Origin of the sequence: Rhizobium sp. SEMIA4064, assembly GCF_003025035.1 — a bacterium.
Taxonomy (GTDB): domain Bacteria; phylum Pseudomonadota; class Alphaproteobacteria; order Rhizobiales; family Rhizobiaceae; genus Rhizobium; species Rhizobium paranaense.
Map to the genome: position 1 here is coordinate 430,487 of NZ_PYJN01000016.1, position 22,873 is coordinate 453,359.

A 22,873-nucleotide genomic window follows, 5' to 3' on the forward strand; every position below is an offset into this window, starting at 1 on the left:
GAGACGGACAATATGCTCCTGCTCACCGGCTTTTCAGAAACGCATCGAATTCAAATCAGTCGATCGCGGCGGTGACGATGAACTCGACCTTATACTTCGGGGCAGCGAGCTTGGCTTCGCTGGTGGCGCGGGCCGGCGTGTTGGCCGGATCGACCCAGGCTTCCCAGGCGGCGTTCATTTCAGCGAAATACGCGATGTCGGAGAGATAGATGATCGTCTGCAGGATCTTCGACTTGTTGCTGCCGGCTGCAGCGAGCAGACGATCAACTTCGGCCAGTGCCGACTTGCACTGATCGGTGACGCTTTCGCCTTCACCAACCTGGCCGGCGAGGTAGACGGTGTTGCCGTGGATGACAGCGCCGCTCATGCGGGCTCCGACGTCGATACGCTTGATGCTCATGCTTCTCTCCTGATGTTGTGCAGTGACGGGTAACAAACCGGGCGCTGCCCATCGGCAACGCCCTCAATCTCTCGCATATTTGGTCGCGGTCGCTCAGCCGCGAATATGGTGCGTCTTCTGATAGATCGCGGTCGAGCGTGCGCCGGAGCGGCAATAGCCGAGCATCGGCCGCGGGAATTCATCGAGCGCGTCGACCATGCCCTGCACGGCCTCTTCGGTCACGCCCATCGGCCCAACGGGCACATGCGCGATTTCGAGACCGAGCTCCTTGGCGCGGGCTTCGATGACGGAAAACGGCGTCTGATTCGGGCTCTCATTATCAGGGCGATGGCAGACGATCGAGTTGAAACCCATGGCCTTGATCTGATCGAGATCCTCCAGGGTGATCTGGCCGGAAACCGAGTATTCGTCATCGATCGGGCGGATATCCATGGTTCATTTCCTCTGTGAAACCGAGGGCCTTGGTCTACGCCGCGATAGAGCGAGCGTCAACCGATTCAAGCCTTTCAGACGAAGGCAAAGTTGAGTGCGAAACTCCTGGCTTCCCCGGGCTGAAGAATATTGAATTCACCGGCCTCCTCCAGCTCGCCGCGCGATGTCAAACGATGCGAAACGGGCTCGATGCCGAGGACATGTGCCGGCGCGCGTTGGTTGCGCCAGACCTGCATAAACGGCAGCGTATCCGTGCCGAACCGAACCCGCAGCGATTTACCGCCGATAGAAGCGATCGGCCCGAGACACACTTCGGACCAGTCCTCGCCCTTCGCCGTTGCCGGCGCGCAGAAAAGACCGCCCAATTCCTCGCCGAAGGTCCAGGGGAAACCGCCATTCTCGAGCATCTGGCCGGAGAGGCGAACGCCGTCATCGAACCATTTGCCGCCGACATTCATATGATACATCAGAAACACCGGCATCGCCTCAATGCTGGTATTGACGACACGGTCGTTAAGCGAAACCTCGCCTGTCGCGCCGTCGATACGCCAATGACGCTCCAGCCGCGCCGCGCGGCGTTCGGCGGTGATGATGTCGATATCGGCGCGGCACTCCGCATTGCCATTCTCGAACCGGGTCCACAGGACCTTCGCGGGATGTGAGGAGATCGAGCCGTGCAGCGGATAGCGCTTGCCCTCGAAAGCGCCTGACATGGGTTCCGGATGTCGGATATGATCCGGACCGCAGGTGAAGAGAAAGCCCTCCAGCGAATGATCGATGCGCGGGTCACCATCATCCGGAATGGCGCGTCCCGGCGCGAGATTGTTGCCGTCGACGATGCAGGCGCCGATGTCCAGCACAGAGCTTTCATCCAGCGTTAGTTTCGGTCCCTTGGCTGCGGCAAAATCCATCATCTCCTGCAATCCTCCCTTGTCGGCTTTCGATCGCCCGTCCCCCCTCAAAAATCGTTTCGAAATGAGACAGGACGAGAATTAGCGGTGGTTTGTCTTATTGAACGTTAATTTGACGCCTTGATCACACAAATTTTTATCTTTTATTCAGCATGATACATTCAAATTCCACACTGGCGTCAAATTTGCCATGTGTGTGTCGGCTCAGCCATCACCCGAGGATTCGACAGAAGTGAACCGGTTCCTGAAATTCAGCCTTACTCTGGCTCTGACAGCCGCGACATCTGCTCTCGCGTTGACCAATGCGCAGGCGCAATATTATCGCAGCGGGAACGATGTCGTCCTAGTGACCCCTGACGGGCGAATCCTCGATCAATATCCTGAACAAGGCGTCGTGACCGTCGCCCGCGACGGGCGCGGCCATCGCGTGTTGATCGACCGCTACGGCAACGTCGTCGCCACCGAGATGCGCGCCAGCACTTATTACCCCCGCGCGCCCCGTCGTGACGTCTCCAACGACGACGGCTCCGGCGACGGCAACCGCTATGGCGACACGAAGCTTCTTTCCAACAATGGCGGCTATCGCGACTATCGTCAGTATCGCAGCGACGATTACGGGAACAATGACGGCTATGTCGACAATGGCTATGGCCAGCAGCAGGATCGCGGCGTCATCACCAGCGGCATTCCGCGCGACGGCGAAATCCAGAGCCAGCCGCTAGACAACCAGCCGCTGCCGGACGCGAACGACCAATCCCAGAATCCGAGCGGCAACGACTACGCATCGATCGATCCACAGCAGCAGGCACCTGCCATCGAACGCAAGCCGCCGGCCGAGCCCGTCATCACACTGAAGGGCAAGTCGAAGATGGAGATCACGGCGCTTGAGGTCTTCCTCTCCCGCCAGGGCATTTCGCCGGGCGCGATCGATGGCCGCATGGGTGCCAATGTCACGAAGGCGATCTACGCCTACCAGCAGATGACCGGTCAGACGCTGAACCCGAACGACACGGATTCGATCCTCGAACAACTGCGTTTGTCGGGCGGCATGCCGATCATCAACTATACGATCACGCCCGCCGATGCCGCCGGTCCCTATGTCGCGTCGATCCCTGAAGACTATGCCGAAAAGGCGCTGATGCCCTCGCTCGGCTACACGTCGACCACGGAAATGCTGGCCGAACGCTTCCATATGGATGAGGGCTATCTGAAGGAGCTCAATCCCGGCGTCGACTTCACGGTCCCCGGCAGCACAATCAAAGTGGTCAACACCGGCTCAGGCAAGACCGGCGCCGTCGCCAAGATTCTGGCCGACAAAGGCCGTAAGCAGGTTTTCGCCTATGATGCCAGCGGCGCCCTGATTGCCGCCTATCCCGCCAGCATCGGTTCGACCGATACGCCGTCACCGTCCGGCACCGTCACTGTCGAGCGTGTCGCCTTCAATCCGGGCTATACGTACAATCCGAAGATTAACTTCAAGCAGGGTGCCAACGACAAGATCCTCGACATTCCGCCCGGCCCCAACGGTCCGGTTGGCGTTGTCTGGATGGCGCTCTCCAAGCCGACATACGGCATTCACGGCACCCCTGACCCGTCGAAGATCGGCAAGTCGCAGAGCCATGGCTGCGTGCGCCTGACCAACTGGGATGCCACCGAACTCGCCAAAATGGTCAAGCCCGGCGTGGTTGTTGAATTCGTCGATTAAAATCGCATTTGAGCAAATAAGAAAGGCCGCCGAATGGCTCATTCGGCGGCCTTTCTGTTGGGGAAGCGCTTAGGCCGCGTTGCGGATCGCTTCCAAGCCGGCGTTGCGGGCCGAAGCCGTCAGCCGCACCGGCAGGAGCCGTATCATTTCCTCGGCAAAGATGCGGGCATTTTCCTGGGCCTTGTCGAGATTGCTGACGCGGTTCGGATCCATAGTGTAGAGCGTGCCGCCGCAATCGAAGATATCACGGAAAGCCGAGCGTTCGATGATCGGCGTCTCGAGAACCGTGACACTCCGCTCGGACAGCAGCGCCTTCACCACCTGCAGCGCCCGGGTCGTCACCATCGAATTGACGCGTGTCAGCACGACGGAATGATTGATGCGAATGCCGGCTCTCTGTTCCAGATACTGCAGCAGCTCCAGCACCTGGGCCCCGCCCCGCGCATCCATCGCACAGCCCTGGATCGGAATGAGCACATGATCGGAGAGACCAAGCGCCGTTGCCAGCAGCGGCGTGCGAGCGCCGGGCAGATCGAGGATGAAATAGTCCGTCCCGCTGTTTTCGGAAAGATGCACGGGCAAGGATGCGCTGGTCACGAAATCGATGACCGAGATATTGGGAACACGGCTGCCGGAAATTTCGTACCAGTGCGAAATCCAATGTTGCGGATCAGCGTCGAGAATGGTGACGCGATAACCGCGTCGCGCCAGTTCGGTAGATAACAGCAAAACCGCCGTCGTCTTCCCCGCCCCACCCTTCGTATTTGCAAATGTGATAACTGGCATAGTCGGTCTCCGGCAAGATGGCGGTGAGCACGAACATCGCTCTTTTCAGCACCATCTGACTCATCGGTGCAGTTAACGTATTGTTTCGAGATATGGTTAACAAAGCCCTAACGGCGCTTGTCAGGCATTAAGATATCGCGTCGACGAAGCCCAACCGGCTGCGCCATTTGCCGGCGAAGATTGCGATCGCCAACCTGCGAGATCGGCATAAAAAAATCGTGCCGCAATCATCTCGCGGCACGATCGGAAGCTGAGGCAATATTCTTAGAAGCAGTCGCTGAACAGCGCCTTGGTGTTTTCCAGCGTCATCGCCACAGGATTGCCGCCGGCGCTCGGATCTTCGATCGCCATGGCCGAGAGCTCATCGATGCGATCGGGCGCAATGCCCATAGCCGAGAGGCTTTCGGGAACGCCGAGTTCGGCGCGCAGCTTCAGCACATAGTCATAGAAGCCGTCGAAACCGCCGGAGATGCCGAGATAGGCAGCGGCACGAGCGATCTTGTCTTCAATGGCCTTACGGTTGAAGCGCAGGACGGCCGGCATGACGACGGCATTGGTCATGCCGTGATGCGTGTTGTAAACGGCGCCGATCGGGTGCGACAGCGCATGAATGGCGCCCAAGCCCTTCTGGAAGGCGACGGCACCCATGGCGGCGGCGCTCATCATGTTGGCGCGGGCTTCGAGGTCGGTGCCTTCCCTATAGGCGCGCGGCAGGAATTCCTTGACGAGCCGCATGCCTTCCAGCGCGATACCGGCCGACATCGGGTGATAGAAGGGCGAGGAATAGGCTTCCAGGCAATGGGCGAAGGCATCCATGCCGGTGCCGGCGGTGATGATCTTCGGCATGCCGACGGTCAGCTCCGGATCGGCGATGACGACGCCCGGCAGGAACTTCGGGTGGAAGATGATCTTCTTCACATGCGTTGCGGAATTGGTGATGACGCTGGCGCGACCGACTTCGGAGCCCGTGCCGGCAGTCGTCGGCACGGCAACGATCGGAGCGATGCCCTCGACATTGGCACGGGTCCACCAGTCGCCGATATCCTCGAAATCCCAGACAGGCCGCGTCTGACCGGCCATGAAGGCAACGCATTTGCCAAGATCGAGGCCCGAGCCGCCGCCGAAGGCGACGACACCATCATGGCCACCATCCTTGAAGGCCTTCACGCCAGCTTCGAGGTTCTTCTCGTTCGGGTTTGGATCGACATCGGCGAAGATGGCGCGACCGAGGCCTGCATCTTCGAGAATATCCAGCGCCGTCTTGGTGATTGCCATCGAGGCAAGCCCGCGGTCGGTGATCAGAAGCGGCTTCTTGATCCCCAGGCTTTTGCAGGCATCCGCCAGTTCCGTGATCCGGCCGCGGCCGAGCTTGACGGCGGTGGGATAGCTCCAATTGGCTGAGATATTGCTCATGCTGTTACCTTCTTCAAATGGTAGGATTTGGGGCGCGTCAGGTTGTGAAAACCGATCACGGAGAGCGAGCCGCCACGGCCCGTTTCCTTGACACCGGTCCAGCACAATGCCGGATCGAGATAGTCGGCGCGGTTCATGAAGACGGTGCCGGTTTCGATGTCGCGGCCGATGCGCGAGGCACGCTCGACATCCTTGGTCCAGAGCGAGGCCGTCAGGCCATAAGGGCTGTCGTTCATCAGTTCCAATGCTTCCGCATCGCTCTTCACCTTCATGATACCGACGGCGGGGCCGAAGGTTTCTTCGCGCATGAAGGCCATGGAGTGATTGACGTCGACGAGGATCTGCGGCGCGAGATAGGCGCCGCCGTCATCGGCAGGGAAAAGCTTGGGATCGACCAGCGCCTTGGCGCCCTTGGCGACGGCATCGGCGATCTGCTCGCGCACCACCTTGGCAAAACGCTTGTTTGCCATCGGGCCAAGCGTGGTTTCCGGATCGAGCGGATTGCCGAGCTTGTAGTTCGACACCCAGGCAACCGACTTCTCGACGAAGGCATCATAGAGTGATTCATGCACATAGATGCGCTCGATGCCGCAGCAGCATTGGCCGGAATTGTAGGTGGCGCCGTCCATCAGCGTATCGACGGCAGCGTCGAGATCGGCATCTTCCATGACATAGCCCGGATCCTTGCCGCCAAGTTCGAGGCCAAGGTTGGTGAAGGTGCCTGCAGCAGCGCGTTCGATCGATCGCCCGCCTTGGACCGAGCCGGTGAAGTTGACGAAGTTGAAACTGCCGGCCGCGATCAGAGTCGACGTCGTATCATGATCGAGATAGACGTTCTGGAAGACGTCAGCGGGAACGCCGACCTCGACGAAGGCCTGAACCAGCCGCTCGCCGACCAGAAGCGTCTGGCTGGCATGTTTCAGAATGACAGTATTGCCGGCCATCAGCGCCGGAGCGACCGTGTTGATCGCGGTCATATAGGGATAGTTCCAGGGCGCGATGACGAACACGACGCCATGCGGTTCGCGCTCGATACGACGTGCGAAATTCGCGCTGTCTTCCACCACCATCGGCGACAGCGCATCTGCTGCGATCGAGGCCACATAATTTGAGCGCTCATTGAAGCCGCGATATTCGCCGCCGTATTTGATCGGGCGACCCATCTGCCATGCGAGTTCCGGCACGACGACATCAGCCATCTCGTTGAGACGCGCAGCCCCCTTCAATACGAGCTGAACGCGCTCTTCCAGCGGACGGCGCGCCCAATCCTTCTGCGCCTTGCGGGCGCGGGCCACCACGTCTTTGGCCGCATCCAGCGACAGCGCCGGACGCTCCGCATAAACCTCCCCGTTTACCGGGGACACGCATGTGATCATGGTCATGATCGAAATCCTGTTTCTATAGTCACGAATATAGTCTCGGCTGACGGCCGAGAGACTACCCCAAGAGCTTACGTCGCCGAAAGAAGCGATTTACCGCAGCCACCTTCCCTTGCCCGCGCCTGACGACGAAAATCAGGCAGGGAACAAAAAACACAGCAAGGCTTACGCTCTTTCGAATCCTCTCGCCACCTCCCAGTCGGTGATGCGGCGATCATATTCTTCCTGCTCCCATTCGGCAGCGCGGGTGTAGTGATCGATGACATCGTCGCCGAAGGCTGCGCGCAGCATCTCAGAGCGGTTCAGCGCCACCGCAGCGTCTCGCAGCGTGCGCGGAATTTCACGAACCTCGCGGGCACCATAGGCGTCTCCCACGAAAGGCGCCTCCAGTTCAAGCTTGTTCTCGATGCCGTCGAGACCGGCGGCGATCAGCGCCGCAAAGGCGAGATAGGGATTGAGGTCGGAGCCGCCGACGCGGCATTCGATGCGGATTCCCTTGGTTTCGGCACCGCAGAGACGATAGCCCGCCGTGCGGTTGTCGGTGCTCCAGATCGCCTTCGTCGGCGCGAAGGTGCCGGCCACGAAACGCTTGTAGGAATTGATGTAGGGCGCAAGGAAATAGGTGATCTCGCTGGCATGCGTCAAAAGGCCGGCGACATAATGCTTCATCAGCGGCGTCATGCCATGCTCTTGTTCCTTGTCGAAGAACAGCGGCGTCTTGCCGTCGGCGCTCCACAGCGACTGGTGGATATGCGACGAGCTGCCGGCGGCATTGTAGTTCCACTTCGCCAGGAAGGTGATGGCCTTGCCCTTCGACCAGGCGATCTCCTTGCAGCCGTTTTTGATGATCGTATGGCGGTCCGCCATGGTCAGCGCGTCTGCATAACGGACGTTGATTTCCTCCTGTCCCGCCGAAGCCTCGCCCTTGGAATTCTCGACCGGAATGTCGGCGCCCTGCAAGCCCTTGCGGATCGCCCGCATCACATCCTCTTCCTTGGTGGTCTGGAAGATGTGGTAGTCCTCATTGTAGCCACTGGCGAGATGCAGGTTGCGATAGCCGGACTCGCGGGCACTGTCATAGCTCTGGTCGAACAGGAAGAATTCCAGTTCGGAGGCCATGAAGGCCTTCATGCCCATCGCTTCAAGCCGCCTGATCTGCTTCTTGAGGATGGCACGCGGCGAATGCGCCACTTCTTCGTGAGTGTGATGATCGAGCACGTCGCAAAGCACCAGCGCCGTGCCCTCGAGCCAGGGAATGCGGCGAAGCGTGGCGAGATCGGGCTTCATCGTATAGTCGCCATAGCCCTTCTCCCAGCTCGTCGACTTGTAGCCGGAGACGGTCTCCATCTCGAGGTCGGTCGCCTGGAGATAGTTGCAGCTATGCGTTTCCTTCCAGGCACTTTCCACGAAGAATTCCGCCTGGAAGCGTTTGCCCATCAAGCGACCCTGCATGTCCACTTGACATGCCAGAACCGTATCGATGCGCCCTTCGGCCACATCTTTCTTGAGGTCGTCGAACGTATAGCTAGTGCTCATGAGTGATCCGCCTGAACAATGAATTGGGGTGTCGGAGAACAAACGGCGGCCTCATGGCTGCGAGCAACTCGACGCCGTGCCTTTCGCTTGTACCGGTGAAGGGGCCGCATGCAGGCGGCCCCGCCATGTGAGAAATGCAGCTCCGGTGCTTAGCCTTCGCCGACGGCCGCTTCTGCCGCTGCTATTTCAGCCTTGCGCTTGCTGATCGCATCGCCGATCGGCGGTCCCTTGAAGCGGCGCTTCTCGAAGCCGAACCAAACGATTGCGGTCAGGACAAGGAAGCCGACGGTGATGATGCCTGCCCAGTCATTCGGCGGCTGAATGCCGAGAACGAAAATCACGATCATCGAGATGATGCTCAGCACCGCAAAAAGCTTGAACAGACCCTCGCCGAGGTTCCACGGACCCATCTTGTCCCACTTCGACGTGCCCCAAGCGAAGAGGCCGAGCGTGATCGGGATCGCGAAGGAGAAGAAGAGGAAGATGACGGTGCACGACACGACGATGGTGTAAACCGGCGTATCGCCGATCGATACCAGCGACGACCCCCAGACGAACAGCACCGAAAGGATCGAGCCGGTCCAGATCGCGGAAACCGGCGTGCGGTGTTTCGGGCTGACCTTGGAGAGTGCCTTCGATGCCGGCAGACCGCCGTCACGCGAGAACGCAAAGATCATACGCGATACCGAGGTGACCGTTGCAAGGCCGCATAGCCACTGGCTGATGAAGATCAGGAAATAGAGGATGTCCTTGACGATGGGATTCACTTGAGCATCCATCGCCCAGAAGAACACGTTCCAGCCCTGCTTTGCTGCATCGTCCATGTTCGGAAGCATCAGAACGAATGCACACAGCATGATGTAGCCGAACAATGCCGACCAAAGCACGGAGGCTACCATGCCGCGCGGAACGGAATGTGCTGCCTTGACCGTTTCTTCGGAGGTGTGCGCCGATGCGTCATAGCCGGTGATCGTGTAGATCGGCAGCAGGAGGCCGAGGGCGAAGACCCAGAAGGTGGAAACCTGCGGCCAGACCGGCGCGCCGGTTGCCGATCCGTCGGCGGCAATCGTCGCTATGCCCGAATAGTTCGTGAAGGTGAACAGCCGCGCGAAATCATAGGACGGTGCGGCGATCAGGCATACGGCCGCAAGTGCGATCGAGGTTGCGAAGATCAGATAGCCCGAGAAGTCGGTCAGCTTCGCCGTCAACCCGATACCCATATGGTTCACCAGCGCCTGAAGGCCGGTGATGACCACGAGGAACACGATACGGATCAATGTCGTATCGACCATGCCGAAGTAGCCGCCGAAAGCGCCGATGAAAAAATAATAGGTGCCGACATTGATCGCGCCGAGAACGGTGACCAAGCCGAGCAGGTTGAACCAAGCGGTCAGCCAGCCCGTAAAACGGTTACCGAGGATCGATCCCCAGTGATAGAGCCCGCCCGCAGTCGGATAGGCCGAGCTGATCTGCGCCATCGCCACGGCAAAGACCAGAGAGATGAAGCACCCGACCGGCCAACCGATGCCGATCGCGGCACCGCCTGCGCCCGAAGTTGCCTGGGCGAGCGAATTAATGCCGCCCGAAAGAATGCAAATGATGGAAAAGGATACGGCAAAGTTCGAGAACGAACTCATGCGCCGTTCCAACTCCTGGGCATAGCCCATGGAGTGCAGAATATGCACGTCCTGTTTCTTGTCTAACTCTGAGTAATCAGACATGTATGTCATTCCCCCTAAAACCCGGTCGCCCACGGAATTGCGGGCCACCATGTGCCACTTGCGCCGCTGGCTTTTTGCCATACGGCCCGATTGCAGTTGAACTGCTCCCCGGGGTCTTTTCTTTCTATGCTCAGGCTTCCAGACTGCTCTGGATAAGCCCTGTCAGATAGTCGGCCACGACCCCTTGGCCGACGTCATCTCCGATGAGGTCGTTGCGGACCTCGATCATAACGTTATGCAAACCGTTGGCGAGCCCATGCAGCTTGAGCGTATGGGTCACGCCGTCTTCCGGTCCGTAAGGCTGATTGCGTTCAGTACGATAGAGCGGCGCCCCCGCCGCCCCATCAAGCATGCGATCCGCCAGCCAGCGGTCTTCATCGTGCAGAATGCCGAGCTCCACTGCCCGCTGCTTGCCGTTGTAAACAGGCGTAAAACTGTGAACCGTGACGATCACGGTTTTTTGCTCCCGCGCCGCCCGCTCTTTCAGGAGAGCGCGAATGCGGTCATGGAACGGCACATAAAGCGCTTCGGTGCGTGCCTGCCGATCAGCGGCTTGCAGATGCTGGTTGCCGGGGATCGTGTAGATCTCGCTGATTTCCGGCATCGCGCCCGCGCTTTCCGGCGGACGATTGCAATCGTAGACCAGGCGCGAGAAGCGTTGGTAAACCAGCGTCGCATCGAGGCTGACAGACATCTTCCTGGCGACTGCCAGTGCACCCGGATCCCAGGCGATATGGCTGGAAAGCGCTTCGGCCGAAAGGCCTAGATCGCCAAAATATTCGGGCAGCGTGCGCGAGGCATGTTCACAAATGATCAAAACCGCGCTTTTTCCATCCGGTCGCTCGACCGCGACGCAATCGCCATCAGCTTTTGTCAAAATGCCTTGCCCGGCAAGCATCAAATGCGCCCTACCCTCTTAATAAAATCTTTATAAGAAAAGAATTCTTCAGGTTTTGGCGGCTGTCAACTGGAAACTGAAATTATTTCTTCATTTGTGACATTGACTCGAAATGTGACAGCGTAGTTATATTCATTTCAGGAGCTTGGCATTAGACCAGCCCGGGGAGCAAAATCGAGTGAGCAATGCGTCGAAAACAGTTTCGGACGTAATCAATGACCAATTTGAAGCGCTGACACGCGCCGAGAAGCAGCTCGCCAAGAGCCTGCTCGACAACTATCCCGTTTCGGGGTTGGGCAGCATTACGACGGTAGCCGAAAATGCGCGGGTATCCACGCCGACCGTGGCGCGCATGGTGCAGAAACTTGGTTTCAAAGGCTATCCGGACTTTCAGTCGCGCCTCCATCAGGAGGTCGAGGCGACCATCTCGAATCCGCTTACGAAGCATGACCGCTGGGCGTCCAATGCTCCCGGTACGCATATTCTCAATCGCTTTGCAGACGCCATCATGGGCAATCTCCGTCAGACCCTGACGGACATCGACGCGGCAACTTTCGATAACGTGGCTACGCTGTTGTCGGAGCCCAAGCGCGGGCTTTATTTCGTTGGTGGACGCATCACCGGCGCGCTTGCCGAATATTTCTTCACCCACATGCAGGTCATCCGCCCGAACACGACCTTGCTGTCCTCCAATTCCAGTTCCTGGCCGCAATATGTTCTGAACATGAATCCCGGCGACCTGCTCGTGATCTTCGATATCAGACGCTACGAGCAGGAAATGGTCAGCCTTGCCGCCGCCGCGCGCCGTCGCGGGGCCGAGATCATCGTCTTCACCGACCAATGGGCGAGCCCCGCCGTCAAATACGCAAAACACACATTCCGCGTACAAATCGAGGCGCCTTCCGCCTGGGATTCCTCCGTCGTCACCCTCTTCATCATCGAAGCCCTGATCGAAGCCGTACAAAGCTCGACCTGGGACGAGACGAGTGAACGTATGAAAACGCTTGAAGGCCTGTTCGAACAAACAAGGCTGTTCCGCAAACTAGGTTAGGAGGAAAGGAAAGTATAAAAACACAACCTGGGGATCGGCCAGCAAGACAGAGCCTGTCATCATCGGCGGATAAAAGTAAATCCCCGGTGTTTTCAGGAGACGCAACCCACTGGAACCCGTCACACAACCTTCATGCAACGTCATTAACAGCAACGCCAGACACTGAAAACCCAAAAGGAGGAATACCAGTGATCTCGACAATTCATCGTCTTCTGACGCTCTCCACTGCAATGCTCGTAGCTTCGACTGCCATTGCTGCTGCTGAACCGAGCGCAGACCTTATCGCCGCCGCCAAGAAGGAAGGCACGCTTACCACCATCGCTCTGCCCCACAACTGGTGCGGTTACGGCGATCTGATCGCTGCCTTCAAGGCGAAATACGGCATCGATGTCAACGAACTGAACCCGGACGCTGGGTCGGGCGATGAAGTTGAAGCCATTCGCGCCAACAAGGGCAACACCGGCCCGCAGGCTCCCGACGTGATCGACGTTGGTCTCTCCTTCGGCCCGACCGCCAAGAAGGAAGGCCTGCTGCAGCCCTACAAGGTTTCCACCTGGGATTCCATTCCGGACAGCGCCAAGGATGCTGACGGTTTCTGGTACGGCGACTACTACGGCGTTCTCTCCTTCGTCACCAACAAGGACGTTGTGAAGAACCCGCCGAAGGACTGGGCTGACCTGCAGAAGTCGGACTACGCCAACACCGTTTCGCTCGCTGGCGACCCGCGCACGTCGAACCAGGCCGTTCAGGCCGTTTACGCCGCTGGCCTGGCTGCCGGTGAAAAGGATGCCACCAAGATCGGTGCCGCTGGCCTCGACTACTTCGCAAAGCTGAACAAGGCTGGCAACTTCGTTCCGGTCATCGGCAAGTCCGCTTCGCTCGCACAGGGCGCAACCCCGATCGTCGTCGCTTGGGACTATAACGGCCTCGCATGGCGCGACAGCCTGAACGGCAACCCGCCGATTGACGTTACGGTTCCGGCTTCGGGCGTCATCGCCGGCGTTTACGTTCAGGCGATCTCGGCTTTTGCTCCGCATCCGAACGCTGCCAAGCTCTGGATGGAGTTCCTCTATTCCGACGAAGGTCAGATTGGCTGGCTGAAGGGCTATTGCCACCCGATCCGCTTCAACGACCTGGCGAAGAACAAGAAAGTTCCGCAGGAACTTCTCGACAAGCTGCCGCCGGCTGCCGCCTATGAAAAGGCTGTCTTCCCGACGCTCGACGAACAGGCCGCTGGCAAGACCGCCATCACCACCAAGTGGGATTCGGTCGTCGGTTCGAACGTAAAGTAATCAGACCTGACATGGCCTCCCCGCCTCAGCGGGGAGGTTTTCCTTTTTTTGACGCCGCGGATCGGGCCAATCATGAGCATCGTCACGACATCAACGATCAATTCCACTCCCATGATCAATAAACGCATGGTTGTCGATTGGCTGGGCATAGCGCCCTTCCTGATCTTCGCGCTGCTGTTTCTAATTCTCCCCACGATCTATCTGATCGCAGGCGCCTTTCTGACGCCCGATGGCAGCTTGACGCTAAAGAACATCGGCGATCTGTTCACAGAGTCCATCTGGGACTCCTACTGGATCAGCATCAAGGTATCGCTGGCATCCTCTCTTGGCGGCGCCTTGATCGGCTTTTATCTGGCCTGGGCGCTCGTCATGGGCGGCCTGCCGGCTTGGCTGCGCCATACGTTTTTGACCTTTTCCGGTGTCGCCTCGAATTTCGCCGGCGTACCTCTGGCTTTTGCATTCATCGCCACGATCGGTCGCCTGGGCCTCGTCACGCTGCTGCTGAAAAACTGGCTTGGCTTCGACATTTTTCATGCAGGCTTCAATCTCTACAGCTTCGTCGGCTTGACCATCACCTATATGTACTTCCAGATTCCGCTGATGGTGCTGATCATCACGCCGGCACTGGACGGTATGAAAAAGGAATGGCGTGAAGCCGCATCCATCCTCGGAGCGACCACTGGACAATATTGGCTTATGGTGGCGCTCCCCATTCTCTGGCCGAGTCTGCTTGGCACGACGCTGCTGCTGTTTGCCAACGCCTTCGGCGCCATCGCAACGGCCATCGCACTGACGGGCAGCTCGCTGAACATCATACCGATCCAGCTCTATGCCCAGATCCGTGGCGACGTCCTGCACAACGCCAATCTCGGTTATGCGATGGCTCTCGGCATGATCGTCATCACTGGCATTTCCAACGTCATCTACATCATCATGCGCATGCGCGCGGAACGGTGGCAGAAATGAAGCTGCAAAAATTCTTTGCCTGGATCGCGGTCGTCATCGGCGCCATCTATTTCATCGTTCCGCTCATCGGTACGCTGGAATTCTCGCTGCGCATGCGACGCGACGCCTATAGTTTCGACGCCTATGCATCGGTCTTTTCGGACGCTCACTTCCTGTACGCGTTCGGCTATTCGATGCTCATGGCCTTGCTGACCATCATCTTCGGCATGCTGATCGTCGTGCCCACGGCTTATTGGGTGCGCCTCCGTTTGCCGCAGATACGCCCGATCGTCGAATTCATCACCTTGATGCCGCTGGTCATTCCCGCCATCGTCATCGTCTTCGGCTATCTGCGCCTCTATAATTCGTCGTCGATCCTACCTTTGACGGGCTTCGAGCAGTCGACGAACTTCCTTCTGGTCTGCTCCTATATTGTCCTCTCCCTCCCCTATATGTATCGTTCAGTCGATACGGCGATGCGCACGATCGATGTCGGCACCCTGACGGAAGCCGCCGAAAGTCTTGGCGCTAAGTGGACGACCATTATGTTCCGCTGCATTTTTCCCAATGTTATGAGCGGCGTCCTTTCCGGCGCCTTCATCACGCTGGCGATCGTCATGGGCGAATTCACGATGGCATCCCTGCTCAATCGTCCGGCTTTCGGCCCATACATGCAGCTTGTCGGCGCCAACCAGGCTTATCAGTCTTCGGCGCTGGCTATCATCGCGCTCGCTGTCACCTGGCTCAGCATGGGCTTGCTGCAGCTCGTTTCCCGCTTCTCAAAACTGGCTCCGGTTAAGGCGTAAGGCTTCGCACCATGGCTTTTCTCGAACTCACCCACATCAAGAAGTCCTTCGGCGACGTTCACGTCGTTCACGATTTCAATATGCAGATCGAGAAAGGAGAGTTCATCTCCTTCCTCGGACCCTCTGGCTGCGGCAAGACGACCGTGCTGCGCATGATCGCCGGTTTCGAAAACCCGACGGCCGGAACGCTGACGATCAATGGCAAAGACCAGCGAGCGCTGAAACCGAACCAGCGCAACATCGGCATGGTCTTTCAGGCTTACGCCCTGTTTCCGAACATGACGGTGCATGACAACGTCGCTTTCGGCCTCAAGGTCGCCGGCATGGCGAAATCCGACATCGACAAGCGCGTCAAGGAGATGCTGAGCCTCATCAAGCTCGATCATCTTGCCACCCGCTTCCCCTATCAGATGTCCGGCGGTCAGCAGCAGCGCGTGGCGCTCGCCCGCGCCATCGCCGTCAAGCCCCAAGTGCTCCTGCTCGATGAGCCGCTCTCGGCGCTGGACGCTAAGATCCGCATATCGCTGCGCGAAGAAATCCGTGCGATCCAGCAGCAGCTTGGCATCACCACTGTCTTCGTGACGCACGATCAGGAAGAGGCGCTGTCGATCTCCGACCGCATCGTCGTCATGAATGCCGGCCGCGCCGATCAGATCGGCACGCCCTTTGAAATCTACAATACGCCGGCCACCCGCTTCGTGGCCTCCTTCGTCGGCACGCTGAACCTCATTGAAGGCAAGGTCGTCGATCCCGACAACAGCCGCATCACGATCGGCGATCAGAACGTCACATTGAAGCAATCGGTCACCGCCTATAAGCCCGGCGACACCGTATCGCTTGCTTTACGTCCGGAAGCCGGCTCGCTGGCGGAATCGGCCAAGGGCGACACCGCACTGACGGGCGAAGTCTCCTCGGCGCACTTCCTGGGTTCGGTCATCCGCACCCGCATGAACGTGGCCGGCAACACCATTTCCTTCGACATGTTCAACAGCCCGGGCATGATGCCTCCGAGCGTCGGCGAGAAGGTCACGCTACGGTTTGCCTCCTCCGATCTGCTTGTCATCCAGGATTGATCGCCTCCCTGCGCGGCAGGGAAGTTTGGAAAATTATTCGCGAACGCCGGGCCAAAAGCCCGGCGTTTTTCTTTGATTTCTGTTGCACCGCATTTATAGTCCAGCCGTTCTCAGGGCGGGGTGCAATTCCCCACCGGCGGTATGGAGACTGGTCTCCGAGCCCGCGAGCGCCTTCCGGTTGCCGGAAGGGTCAGCAGATCCGGTGAGAGGCCGGAGCCGACGGTATAGTCCGGATGGAAGAGAGCAAGCTGGGTCGACAGCTCCTTCGCATAAGGGGCTTCTGCGACCTTGCGTGTTCGCCCAAGGGATATTGAGTTAAACCCTTGAAAGGCAAAGTTAATGACCATTTCCATTTCGACACAGCCGGGCCGCATAGCGTTGATCCGGGCTCGCTGGCATGCCGACATCGTCGATCAGTGCGTCGATTCCTTCGTTGCCGAATGGCAGAAGACCGAAGGCGCCTCCCCGATCGACATTTTTGATGTGCCGGGTGCCCTGGAAATCCCGCTGCATGCGCAGACGCTCGCGCGCAACGGCCGCTATAGCGCGATCATCGCAACCGCCTTCGTCGTCGACGGCGGCATCTACCGCCACGATTTCGTTGCCGATACCGTTCTCGATGCGATGATGCGTGTGCAACTGGATACCGGCGTTCCGATTCTTTCGACCGTGCTGACGCCCCACCATTTCCAGGAAACGGAAGCGCATATTCATTTCTTCAAGCAGCATTTCGTCATCAAGGGTCAGGAAGTGGCAAACGCTTGCCGCCAGATCCTGAGCGAACGCGCCAAACTGCTGCCATCGGTGACGGTCTGAGTTAAGATGATGGAGGCGCGGCAAAGGCCCGCCTCCATTTCTCGGGCAAGGAGCATCACATGACCGTCCTGCGAATTGTGCCCAATCTGCATGCCGCCGATCCCGCAAGCGCCCGTGTCTTCTATGGCGACCTGCTCGGCTTGGATATCGTCATGGACCACGGCTGGATCATGACCTTCGCCTCCAAAGCCCAGACTGTCCCACAGATCAGCATAGCCAGCGAAGGCGGCTCAGGCACGACCGTTCCAGATCTTTCGATCGAGGTCGACGATGTCGATCAGGTCTATCAGCGCGCCCGATCGATGCAGTTCGATATCGTCTACGAACTGAACGACGAACCCTGGGGCGTCCGGCGCTTTTATGTCCGCGACCCCTTGGGCAAGATCGTGAATATTCTGTCCCACCGATAGGCAGTTCATCCCAAATCGACGTTGAAGGTCACCCGTTCCGCCGACCATAGTGTCTCAGCATAGGCTATGGGTACGCCGTCGCTATCGACATCCACTTTGAGGATGACCAATACCGGTGTCGACTTCGGCTGCCGCAACAGCCGTGCCTCCTCGGCACTTGGCATGCGCGCCTCGATCTCGGTCGACAGGCGTACATAGTCGTGGACACCGTAGCTGGCGAGCGCCGCGCTGATGGTCTCGTATTGCAACCTCGCCTTATCGAAATCAGGAAAGCGGTCAGCCGGATAATAACTGTCGCCGAGTTCGACGGGAACACCGTCTGCCGTCATCACGCCGCGGCGATGGATGACGGGTGCGCCGGACGCCAGCTTCAGCCGTGCCGCTACACGCTCCGACGCTGCAACGACCTCGTGGATCAATAGCTCGCCGCCAGGCTCGAAACCCTGCTCGATCAGATTCTTGGAGAACCGTGTCTTCTTCGACAGCGTATAATCGAGAGCCCCTCGGTGCACGAAGGTTCCCCGTCCTTGCTCGGCGCGCACCAGTCCCCGCTGCTCCAGATGGCCGAGCGCCTGACGGACGGTGAAGCGGCTGACGCCGAAGCGTTCCATAAGCTCCGGTTCGGTCGGCAATTTGGCGCCCGGAGCAAAGGTCCCGGCGGCGATATCCGCCGCCAGGATTTCGCCGATCTGATGCCAGAGAGCGCTGCCGCTCTTGCGGTCGATCGTCTCCATGTCACACGCGCTTTTCAAGCCGGAACAACAGCTTGTATTCGGCGGGATAGGCGAGAGCATCGAGAATGCTCGGATAATATTTGCGATCCTTCGAGCCGCTGACGAAACCGTCATAGCCGAAACGCCTGACGGAGACATTGAAGCCTGCGGCAACGAAGGCGTCGATATAGTCCTGGGGAGAGCGATCCTGTACCGGCGCATTGCTGTTGCCGCCGATCAGCTCGCGCCATTTCGGCCAGAGGGGCATCTCGTTGTGGCAGCCGGTGACCGCATAATAGATGCCACCATTGCGCATGACCTCGAACATCTGCTCCGCGTGCCGCTTCAATTCCGGCAGCAGATAGACCACCTCATAGCTGAACGCGACATCGAAGCTGTCGACAAAAGGCGAAAGATCGGTGGTGACATGAAATTCCAACGGCATATTGCCCTTGGCCGCGACAGCCGCCGCAACCGATTCCGAGGCGATGTCGATGCCGACGCCGCGGCGAAACGGCCGCATCGCGTGAAGCAGCCGCAGGAAGCCGCCACGATTGCAGCCAAAATCCAGTACCGTCTTCGACGAAAAGTCCCGCTCCGGTACGGTCTCGATGAAATGCCGCCAAAGCGGACTATGCGACTCCGCCATCGCGATGTCGCCGTTCGGTTCGGTATGCCACGTTGCGTAGGTGGTTGCTGCGTTTGTCATCATGCGCTCGCTGTTGGAGTGGACTGAGCGAGCAATAACGCAGCCCTGTGACAGGCATGTGAATTCGTCCGGACGACTGGACTATTGGAAGCTATCGCTGGACAAATAAAAAAAGGCCCTGCCGAAGCAGAGCCCTCTTCAATTCGCTAAGAGCCAAGGCCTACGCGCGGATAGCCTGATCATTCTCGTCGAAGCGATGCATGTGTCCCGTGTCCGGTGTGGCATAGACCGTTTCGTCCGGCTCATATTTGTGTTCGCCGAAGAGGCGCGCGGTCAGAAGGCCGGTTTGATCGGATTCGAGATAGATGATCGTGTCGGCGCCGAGGTGTTCGACATGGATGACCTTGGCCGCCCATGTGCCTTGCTCGCGTGACAACGTGATATGCTCCGGACGGATGCCGACGGTTTTCGCGCCGCTCTGTTCGAGCTTTTCCGCAGGGATGAAATTCATCTGCGGCGAACCGATGAAGCCGGCAACGAAGACATTCGCAGGGCGGTTATAAAGCTCCATCGGCGAACCGATCTGCTCGATCGCACCGGCGTTCATCACGACGATCTTGTCAGCCAGCGTCATGGCCTCCACCTGATCGTGGGTGACATAAATCATCGTCGCCTTGAGGCTGCGATGCAGGCGGGCGATTTCGAGGCGGGTCTGGACGCGCAATGCCGCATCGAGGTTCGACAGCGGCTCGTCGAAGAGGAAGAGCTCCGGTTCGCGCACGATGGCGCGGCCGATGGCGACACGCTGACGCTGACCGCCGGAGAGCTCCGCCGGGCGGCGGGCGAGATAAGGCGCGAGGGAAAGCATGCTCGACGCCTTCTCCACACGGTTATCGATCTCATCCTTGGCGGTGCCGGCCTGCTTCAGGCCAAGGCCCATATTGTCCTTCACCGTCAGATGCGGATAGAGCGCATAGGACTGGAACACCATGGAAATGCCGCGCTTGGCGGGCGGCGTTACCGTCACGTCGGTGCCGTTGATCAGCACCGCGCCCGAGGTCACGTCCTCCAGGCCGGCGATGCTGCGCAGAAGGGTCGACTTGCCGCAGCCGGAAGGGCCGACGAAAATGACGAACTCGCCATCCTTCACCTCGAGGTCGATGCCCTTCAGCACATCATGCGTACCATAGGCCTTGCGAATGGATTTCAGTTGAAGCGATCCCACAGTCTCTTATCCCTTACAAATAAACGGGCTTGCCGGTACGCACGCTCTCGTCGGCGGCGAGGCAAATGCGCAGCGATTGAACGGCATCGGCCATATGGCGGCTGAGGTCGATATCCTCACGGATGGCCTTCAGCATGAAGGCTTGTTCGCGATCGCACAGCTCCTGATGACCCGGCTCGCCATCCATGCGCAGATCCTGGTCCGGACGGATGAACTTGCCGTTCGGGCCGGTCTCGGCGGTATGTAGCCGGATGACGGAGGTCTTGGTGTGCGTATCGATGTCGTCGGACTTGGCGTTGGGGTCCATGACGATCGATACCGCGCCATTCGGCGACATCACATCCTTCACAAAGAAGGCGGTTTCGGAAATCATCGGCCCCCAGCCGGCCTCATACCAGCCGACCGAACCGTCTTCGTAGATCACCTGCAGATGGCCGTAATTGTACATGTCCGGCGCGATCTCGTCCGATAGGCGCAGACCCATGCCGCGCACCTCGACGGGCTTGGCGTCCGTGATCTGGCACATGACGTCGACATAATGCACGCCGCAATCGACGATCGGCGGCGTCGTGCGCATCAGCGCCTTATGCGTCTCCCAGGTCGGCCCACTCGACTGCTGGTTCAGGTTCATTCGGAAGACATAAGGACCGCCGAACTTGCGTGCTTCCGCAATCAGCCGTGTCCAGGACGGATGATGACGCAGAATATAGCCGATCACCAGCTTGCGGCCGGCTTTCTTGGCTGCGGCCACAACACGCTCCGCATCCTCGACAGTCGTCGCCAGCGGCTTTTCCACGAAGACGTCGCAGCCCGCCTCGAAAGCCATGACCGCATAGTCCGCGTGGCTGTCGGAATAGGTGTTGATCGAGCAGAGATCGGGCTTCAACTCCTTTAGCGCCGTCTCGAAATCCGGATGGATCGTGTAACCCTGCAGCTCGTCGGCCAGCTTCGGCATCGAGCGATTGACCAGGCCAACGATCTCGAAACCGGGATTGTTGTGATAGGCGAGCGCATGGCTGCGGCCCATATTGCCAAGGCCGGCGACCAAGACGCGGATCGGCTTATGAGATGAGCTCACTTGACTGCTCCGGAGGTAATGCCGCGAATGAGTTGGCGTGAGAAGATGACATAGAGGATGAGGATGGGCAGGATGGCGAGCGTCAGCGCCGCCAGGACCGCATTCCAGTTGGTCACGAATTGGCCGATGAAGATCTGCGAGCCCAACGTCACCGTCTTTGTCGCCTCGCTCGGCGCCAGGATCAGCGGGAACCACAGGTCGTTCCAGATCGGGATCATGGTGAAGACGGCGACCGTTGCCATGGCCGGACGAATGAGCGGCACCACGAGACGGAAGAAAATCGCATATTCGCTAAGCCCGTCGATGCGGCCCGCATTCTTCAGGTCATCGGAGACGGTCCGCATGAATTCAGACAGTATGAAGATGGCGAGCGGCAGGCCCTGGGCCGTATAGACAAGGATCAGCGAGGTCAGCGTATTGACCAAGCCGGCGGCGACCATGCCCTGCAGGATCGCGACCGTACCGAGGCGGATCGGGATCATAATGCCGATTGCGAGATAAAGCCCCATGATCGTATTGCCGCGGAAACGGTATTCCGACAGTGCGAAGGCGGCCATGGCGCCGAACAGCAGCGTCAAGACGATCGAGACAATCGTCACGATGAAGCTGTTCTCGAAATAGGTCAGGAAATCCCCCTGCTTAAGAACGGTCTGATAACCGATCAGGCTGAAGCTGGAGGGCGTCGGGATGCTCAAGGGCGCACGGAAGATCGAGGCGCGGTCCTTGAAGGAATTGATGATGGTCAGGAACACCGGGAAAACGGCAAGCAACGTGTAGGCGATCAACGCCAGATGCACGAGGCTGGAGCGGGCAAGGGAAGTGCGTGCCTTGGACATGGTCGCCTCTCCTCAGAACTGGTAGCGGCGGATGCGCCGCTGGACGATGAAAAGATAGAACGAGACGCCGGCGAGAATGATCAGGAACATCACTGTCGCGATCGTCGCGCCCATGGAGCGGTCGCCGAGCTGTAGCTGGAAGCCGAAGAAGACGCGGTAGAGCAGCGTGCCGAGAATATCGGTGGAACCATCCGGCCCCGCCAGCGCGCCCTGCACAGTATAGACAAGATCGAATGCGTTGAAATTGCCAACGAAGGTCAGGATCGAGATGATGCCGATCGCCGGCAGCACCAACGGCAGCTTGATCTTCCAGAACTGGCTCCAGCCGGTAACACCATCGCACTCGGCCGCCTCGATGACTTCTTCAGGAATGTTCAGCAGCGCGGCATAGATCAGCATCATCGGGATGCCGACATATTGCCAGACCGAAATCAGCGCGACGGTGATCAGAGCCGTTCCCGGTTTGCCGAGCCAGGGGGCAAAGAACGACTTAAGGCCGACAAGGCCCATCAAATCGGGCGCCACACCCCAGAGCGGCGATAATATCAGCTTCCAGATGAAACCGACGATAACGAAGGAAAGCAGCGTCGGCAGAAACATGGCGGTGCGATAAAAGGCGACGAACCGCAGCTTCGGTAGCGACAGCAGCGCCGCGAGCGCAACACCAATCGGGTTCTGCACGCACATATGGATGACGAAGAAGATCAAATTGTTGCGCAGCGCATTCCAGAAGTCATGCGACCAGCGTTCATCCCCGAACAACACTTTGAAATTGTTGAGACCCACGAAGGTCGACTG

General features: G+C 58.8%; 23 protein-coding genes and 1 riboswitch. Of the genes, 8 read left to right on the forward strand and 15 right to left on the reverse strand.

What is annotated here, in order from left to right:
- Positions 1-55 precede the first annotated feature (55 nt).
- The 3 genes from C9E91_RS12065 to C9E91_RS12075 form a co-directional block, all read right to left on the reverse strand.
- Positions 56-400 (reverse strand): RidA family protein, encoded by a 345-nt coding sequence (locus C9E91_RS12065; RefSeq protein ID WP_107108498.1) that lies wholly within the window; start codon positions 398-400, stop codon positions 56-58.
- 93 nt (positions 401-493) lie between these two features.
- The gene (locus C9E91_RS12070; RefSeq protein WP_107108499.1) at positions 494-832 is read right to left on the reverse strand and encodes a protein tyrosine phosphatase family protein; all 339 of its coding nucleotides are present in this window, start codon (positions 830-832) and stop codon (positions 494-496) included.
- A gap of 74 nt (positions 833-906) precedes the next feature.
- The gene (locus C9E91_RS12075; RefSeq protein WP_107108500.1) at positions 907-1,746 is read right to left on the reverse strand and encodes a DUF4432 family protein; all 840 of its coding nucleotides are present in this window, start codon (positions 1,744-1,746) and stop codon (positions 907-909) included.
- A 229-nt stretch (positions 1,747-1,975) separates the two neighbouring features.
- On the opposite strand from C9E91_RS12075, the gene C9E91_RS12080 reads away from it, so the two are divergent.
- Entirely contained in the window at positions 1,976-3,448 is a 1,473-nt protein-coding gene (locus C9E91_RS12080) for a L,D-transpeptidase (protein ID WP_107108501.1), read from the forward strand.
- A 69-nt stretch (positions 3,449-3,517) separates the two neighbouring features.
- Here C9E91_RS12080 and C9E91_RS12085 read toward each other — a convergent pair whose 3' ends face one another.
- From C9E91_RS12085 to C9E91_RS12110, 6 genes are all read right to left on the reverse strand, one after another.
- Positions 3,518-4,234 (reverse strand): ParA family protein, encoded by a 717-nt coding sequence (locus C9E91_RS12085; RefSeq protein WP_107108502.1) that lies wholly within the window; start codon positions 4,232-4,234, stop codon positions 3,518-3,520.
- Positions 4,235-4,498: 264 nt separating this feature from the next.
- Complete coding sequence (locus tag C9E91_RS12090) at positions 4,499-5,647, reverse strand: iron-containing alcohol dehydrogenase (protein ID WP_107108503.1); 1,149 nt, start codon at positions 5,645-5,647, stop codon at positions 4,499-4,501.
- Entirely contained in the window at positions 5,644-7,029 is a 1,386-nt protein-coding gene (locus C9E91_RS12095; protein ID WP_107108504.1) for an aldehyde dehydrogenase family protein, read from the reverse strand. The genes C9E91_RS12090 and C9E91_RS12095 overlap by 4 nt, the downstream gene beginning before the upstream one ends.
- A gap of 162 nt (positions 7,030-7,191) precedes the next feature.
- Positions 7,192-8,562: a glutamine synthetase family protein gene (locus C9E91_RS12100; RefSeq protein WP_107108505.1), complete on the reverse strand. Its 1,371-nt coding sequence runs from the start codon at positions 8,560-8,562 to the stop codon at positions 7,192-7,194.
- A 149-nt stretch (positions 8,563-8,711) separates the two neighbouring features.
- Positions 8,712-10,283, reverse strand: a complete 1,572-nt coding sequence (locus C9E91_RS12105) for an amino acid permease (RefSeq protein WP_107108506.1) — start codon at positions 10,281-10,283, stop codon at positions 8,712-8,714.
- A gap of 130 nt (positions 10,284-10,413) precedes the next feature.
- The gene (locus tag C9E91_RS12110) at positions 10,414-11,184 is read right to left on the reverse strand and encodes an N-formylglutamate amidohydrolase (RefSeq protein WP_181316071.1); all 771 of its coding nucleotides are present in this window, start codon (positions 11,182-11,184) and stop codon (positions 10,414-10,416) included.
- Between the two features lie 175 nt (positions 11,185-11,359).
- Between C9E91_RS12110 and C9E91_RS12115 the strand changes: the two genes are divergently transcribed.
- The 7 genes from C9E91_RS12115 (at position 11,360) to C9E91_RS12145 (ending at position 17,574) form a co-directional block, all read left to right on the forward strand.
- On the forward strand, positions 11,360-12,232 hold the full coding sequence (locus C9E91_RS12115) for a MurR/RpiR family transcriptional regulator (protein WP_107108508.1): 873 nt from the start codon (positions 11,360-11,362) through the stop codon (positions 12,230-12,232).
- Positions 12,233-12,420: 188 nt separating this feature from the next.
- The gene (locus C9E91_RS12120; RefSeq protein WP_107108509.1) at positions 12,421-13,524 is read left to right on the forward strand and encodes an ABC transporter substrate-binding protein; all 1,104 of its coding nucleotides are present in this window, start codon (positions 12,421-12,423) and stop codon (positions 13,522-13,524) included.
- 72 nt (positions 13,525-13,596) lie between these two features.
- Positions 13,597-14,490, forward strand: coding sequence for an ABC transporter permease (locus C9E91_RS12125; RefSeq protein WP_107108510.1), 894 nt, complete (start codon positions 13,597-13,599; stop codon positions 14,488-14,490).
- Positions 14,487-15,275 (forward strand): ABC transporter permease, encoded by a 789-nt coding sequence (locus C9E91_RS12130; RefSeq protein WP_107108511.1) that lies wholly within the window; start codon positions 14,487-14,489, stop codon positions 15,273-15,275. Before C9E91_RS12125 ends, C9E91_RS12130 begins: the two co-directional genes overlap by 4 nt.
- Before the next feature lie 11 nt (positions 15,276-15,286).
- Positions 15,287-16,348 (forward strand): ABC transporter ATP-binding protein, encoded by a 1,062-nt coding sequence (locus C9E91_RS12135; protein WP_107108512.1) that lies wholly within the window; start codon positions 15,287-15,289, stop codon positions 16,346-16,348.
- 102 nt (positions 16,349-16,450) lie between these two features.
- Positions 16,451-16,597, forward strand: a riboswitch (FMN riboswitch).
- Positions 16,598-16,687: 90 nt separating this feature from the next.
- A complete protein-coding gene (locus C9E91_RS12140) occupies positions 16,688-17,164 on the forward strand; it encodes a 6,7-dimethyl-8-ribityllumazine synthase (protein ID WP_107108513.1) in 477 nt (158 codons plus the stop codon).
- A 59-nt stretch (positions 17,165-17,223) separates the two neighbouring features.
- On the forward strand, positions 17,224-17,574 hold the full coding sequence (locus C9E91_RS12145; protein ID WP_107108514.1) for a VOC family protein: 351 nt from the start codon (positions 17,224-17,226) through the stop codon (positions 17,572-17,574).
- Between the two features lie 5 nt (positions 17,575-17,579).
- Here C9E91_RS12145 and phnF read toward each other — a convergent pair whose 3' ends face one another.
- From phnF to C9E91_RS12175, 6 genes are all read right to left on the reverse strand, one after another.
- Positions 17,580-18,308 carry a phosphonate metabolism transcriptional regulator PhnF gene (gene phnF, locus C9E91_RS12150; protein WP_107108515.1) on the reverse strand — a complete coding sequence of 243 codons (729 nt, stop codon included), beginning with the start codon at positions 18,306-18,308 and terminating at the stop codon, positions 17,580-17,582.
- 1 nt (position 18,309) lies between these two features.
- A complete protein-coding gene (locus C9E91_RS12155) occupies positions 18,310-18,996 on the reverse strand; it encodes a class I SAM-dependent methyltransferase (RefSeq protein WP_107108516.1) in 687 nt (228 codons plus the stop codon).
- 160 nt (positions 18,997-19,156) lie between these two features.
- The gene (locus C9E91_RS12160) at positions 19,157-20,161 is read right to left on the reverse strand and encodes an ABC transporter ATP-binding protein (protein ID WP_107108517.1); all 1,005 of its coding nucleotides are present in this window, start codon (positions 20,159-20,161) and stop codon (positions 19,157-19,159) included.
- Positions 20,162-20,174: 13 nt separating this feature from the next.
- Positions 20,175-21,239, reverse strand: a complete 1,065-nt coding sequence (locus C9E91_RS12165) for a Gfo/Idh/MocA family protein (RefSeq protein ID WP_107108518.1) — start codon at positions 21,237-21,239, stop codon at positions 20,175-20,177.
- Positions 21,236-22,075 (reverse strand): carbohydrate ABC transporter permease, encoded by an 840-nt coding sequence (locus C9E91_RS12170; RefSeq protein ID WP_107108519.1) that lies wholly within the window; start codon positions 22,073-22,075, stop codon positions 21,236-21,238. Before C9E91_RS12170 ends, C9E91_RS12165 begins: the two co-directional genes overlap by 4 nt.
- Before the next feature lie 12 nt (positions 22,076-22,087).
- Positions 22,088-22,873 (reverse strand): carbohydrate ABC transporter permease (locus C9E91_RS12175; RefSeq protein ID WP_107108565.1); only part of this gene is annotated, 786 nt, incomplete at its 5' end.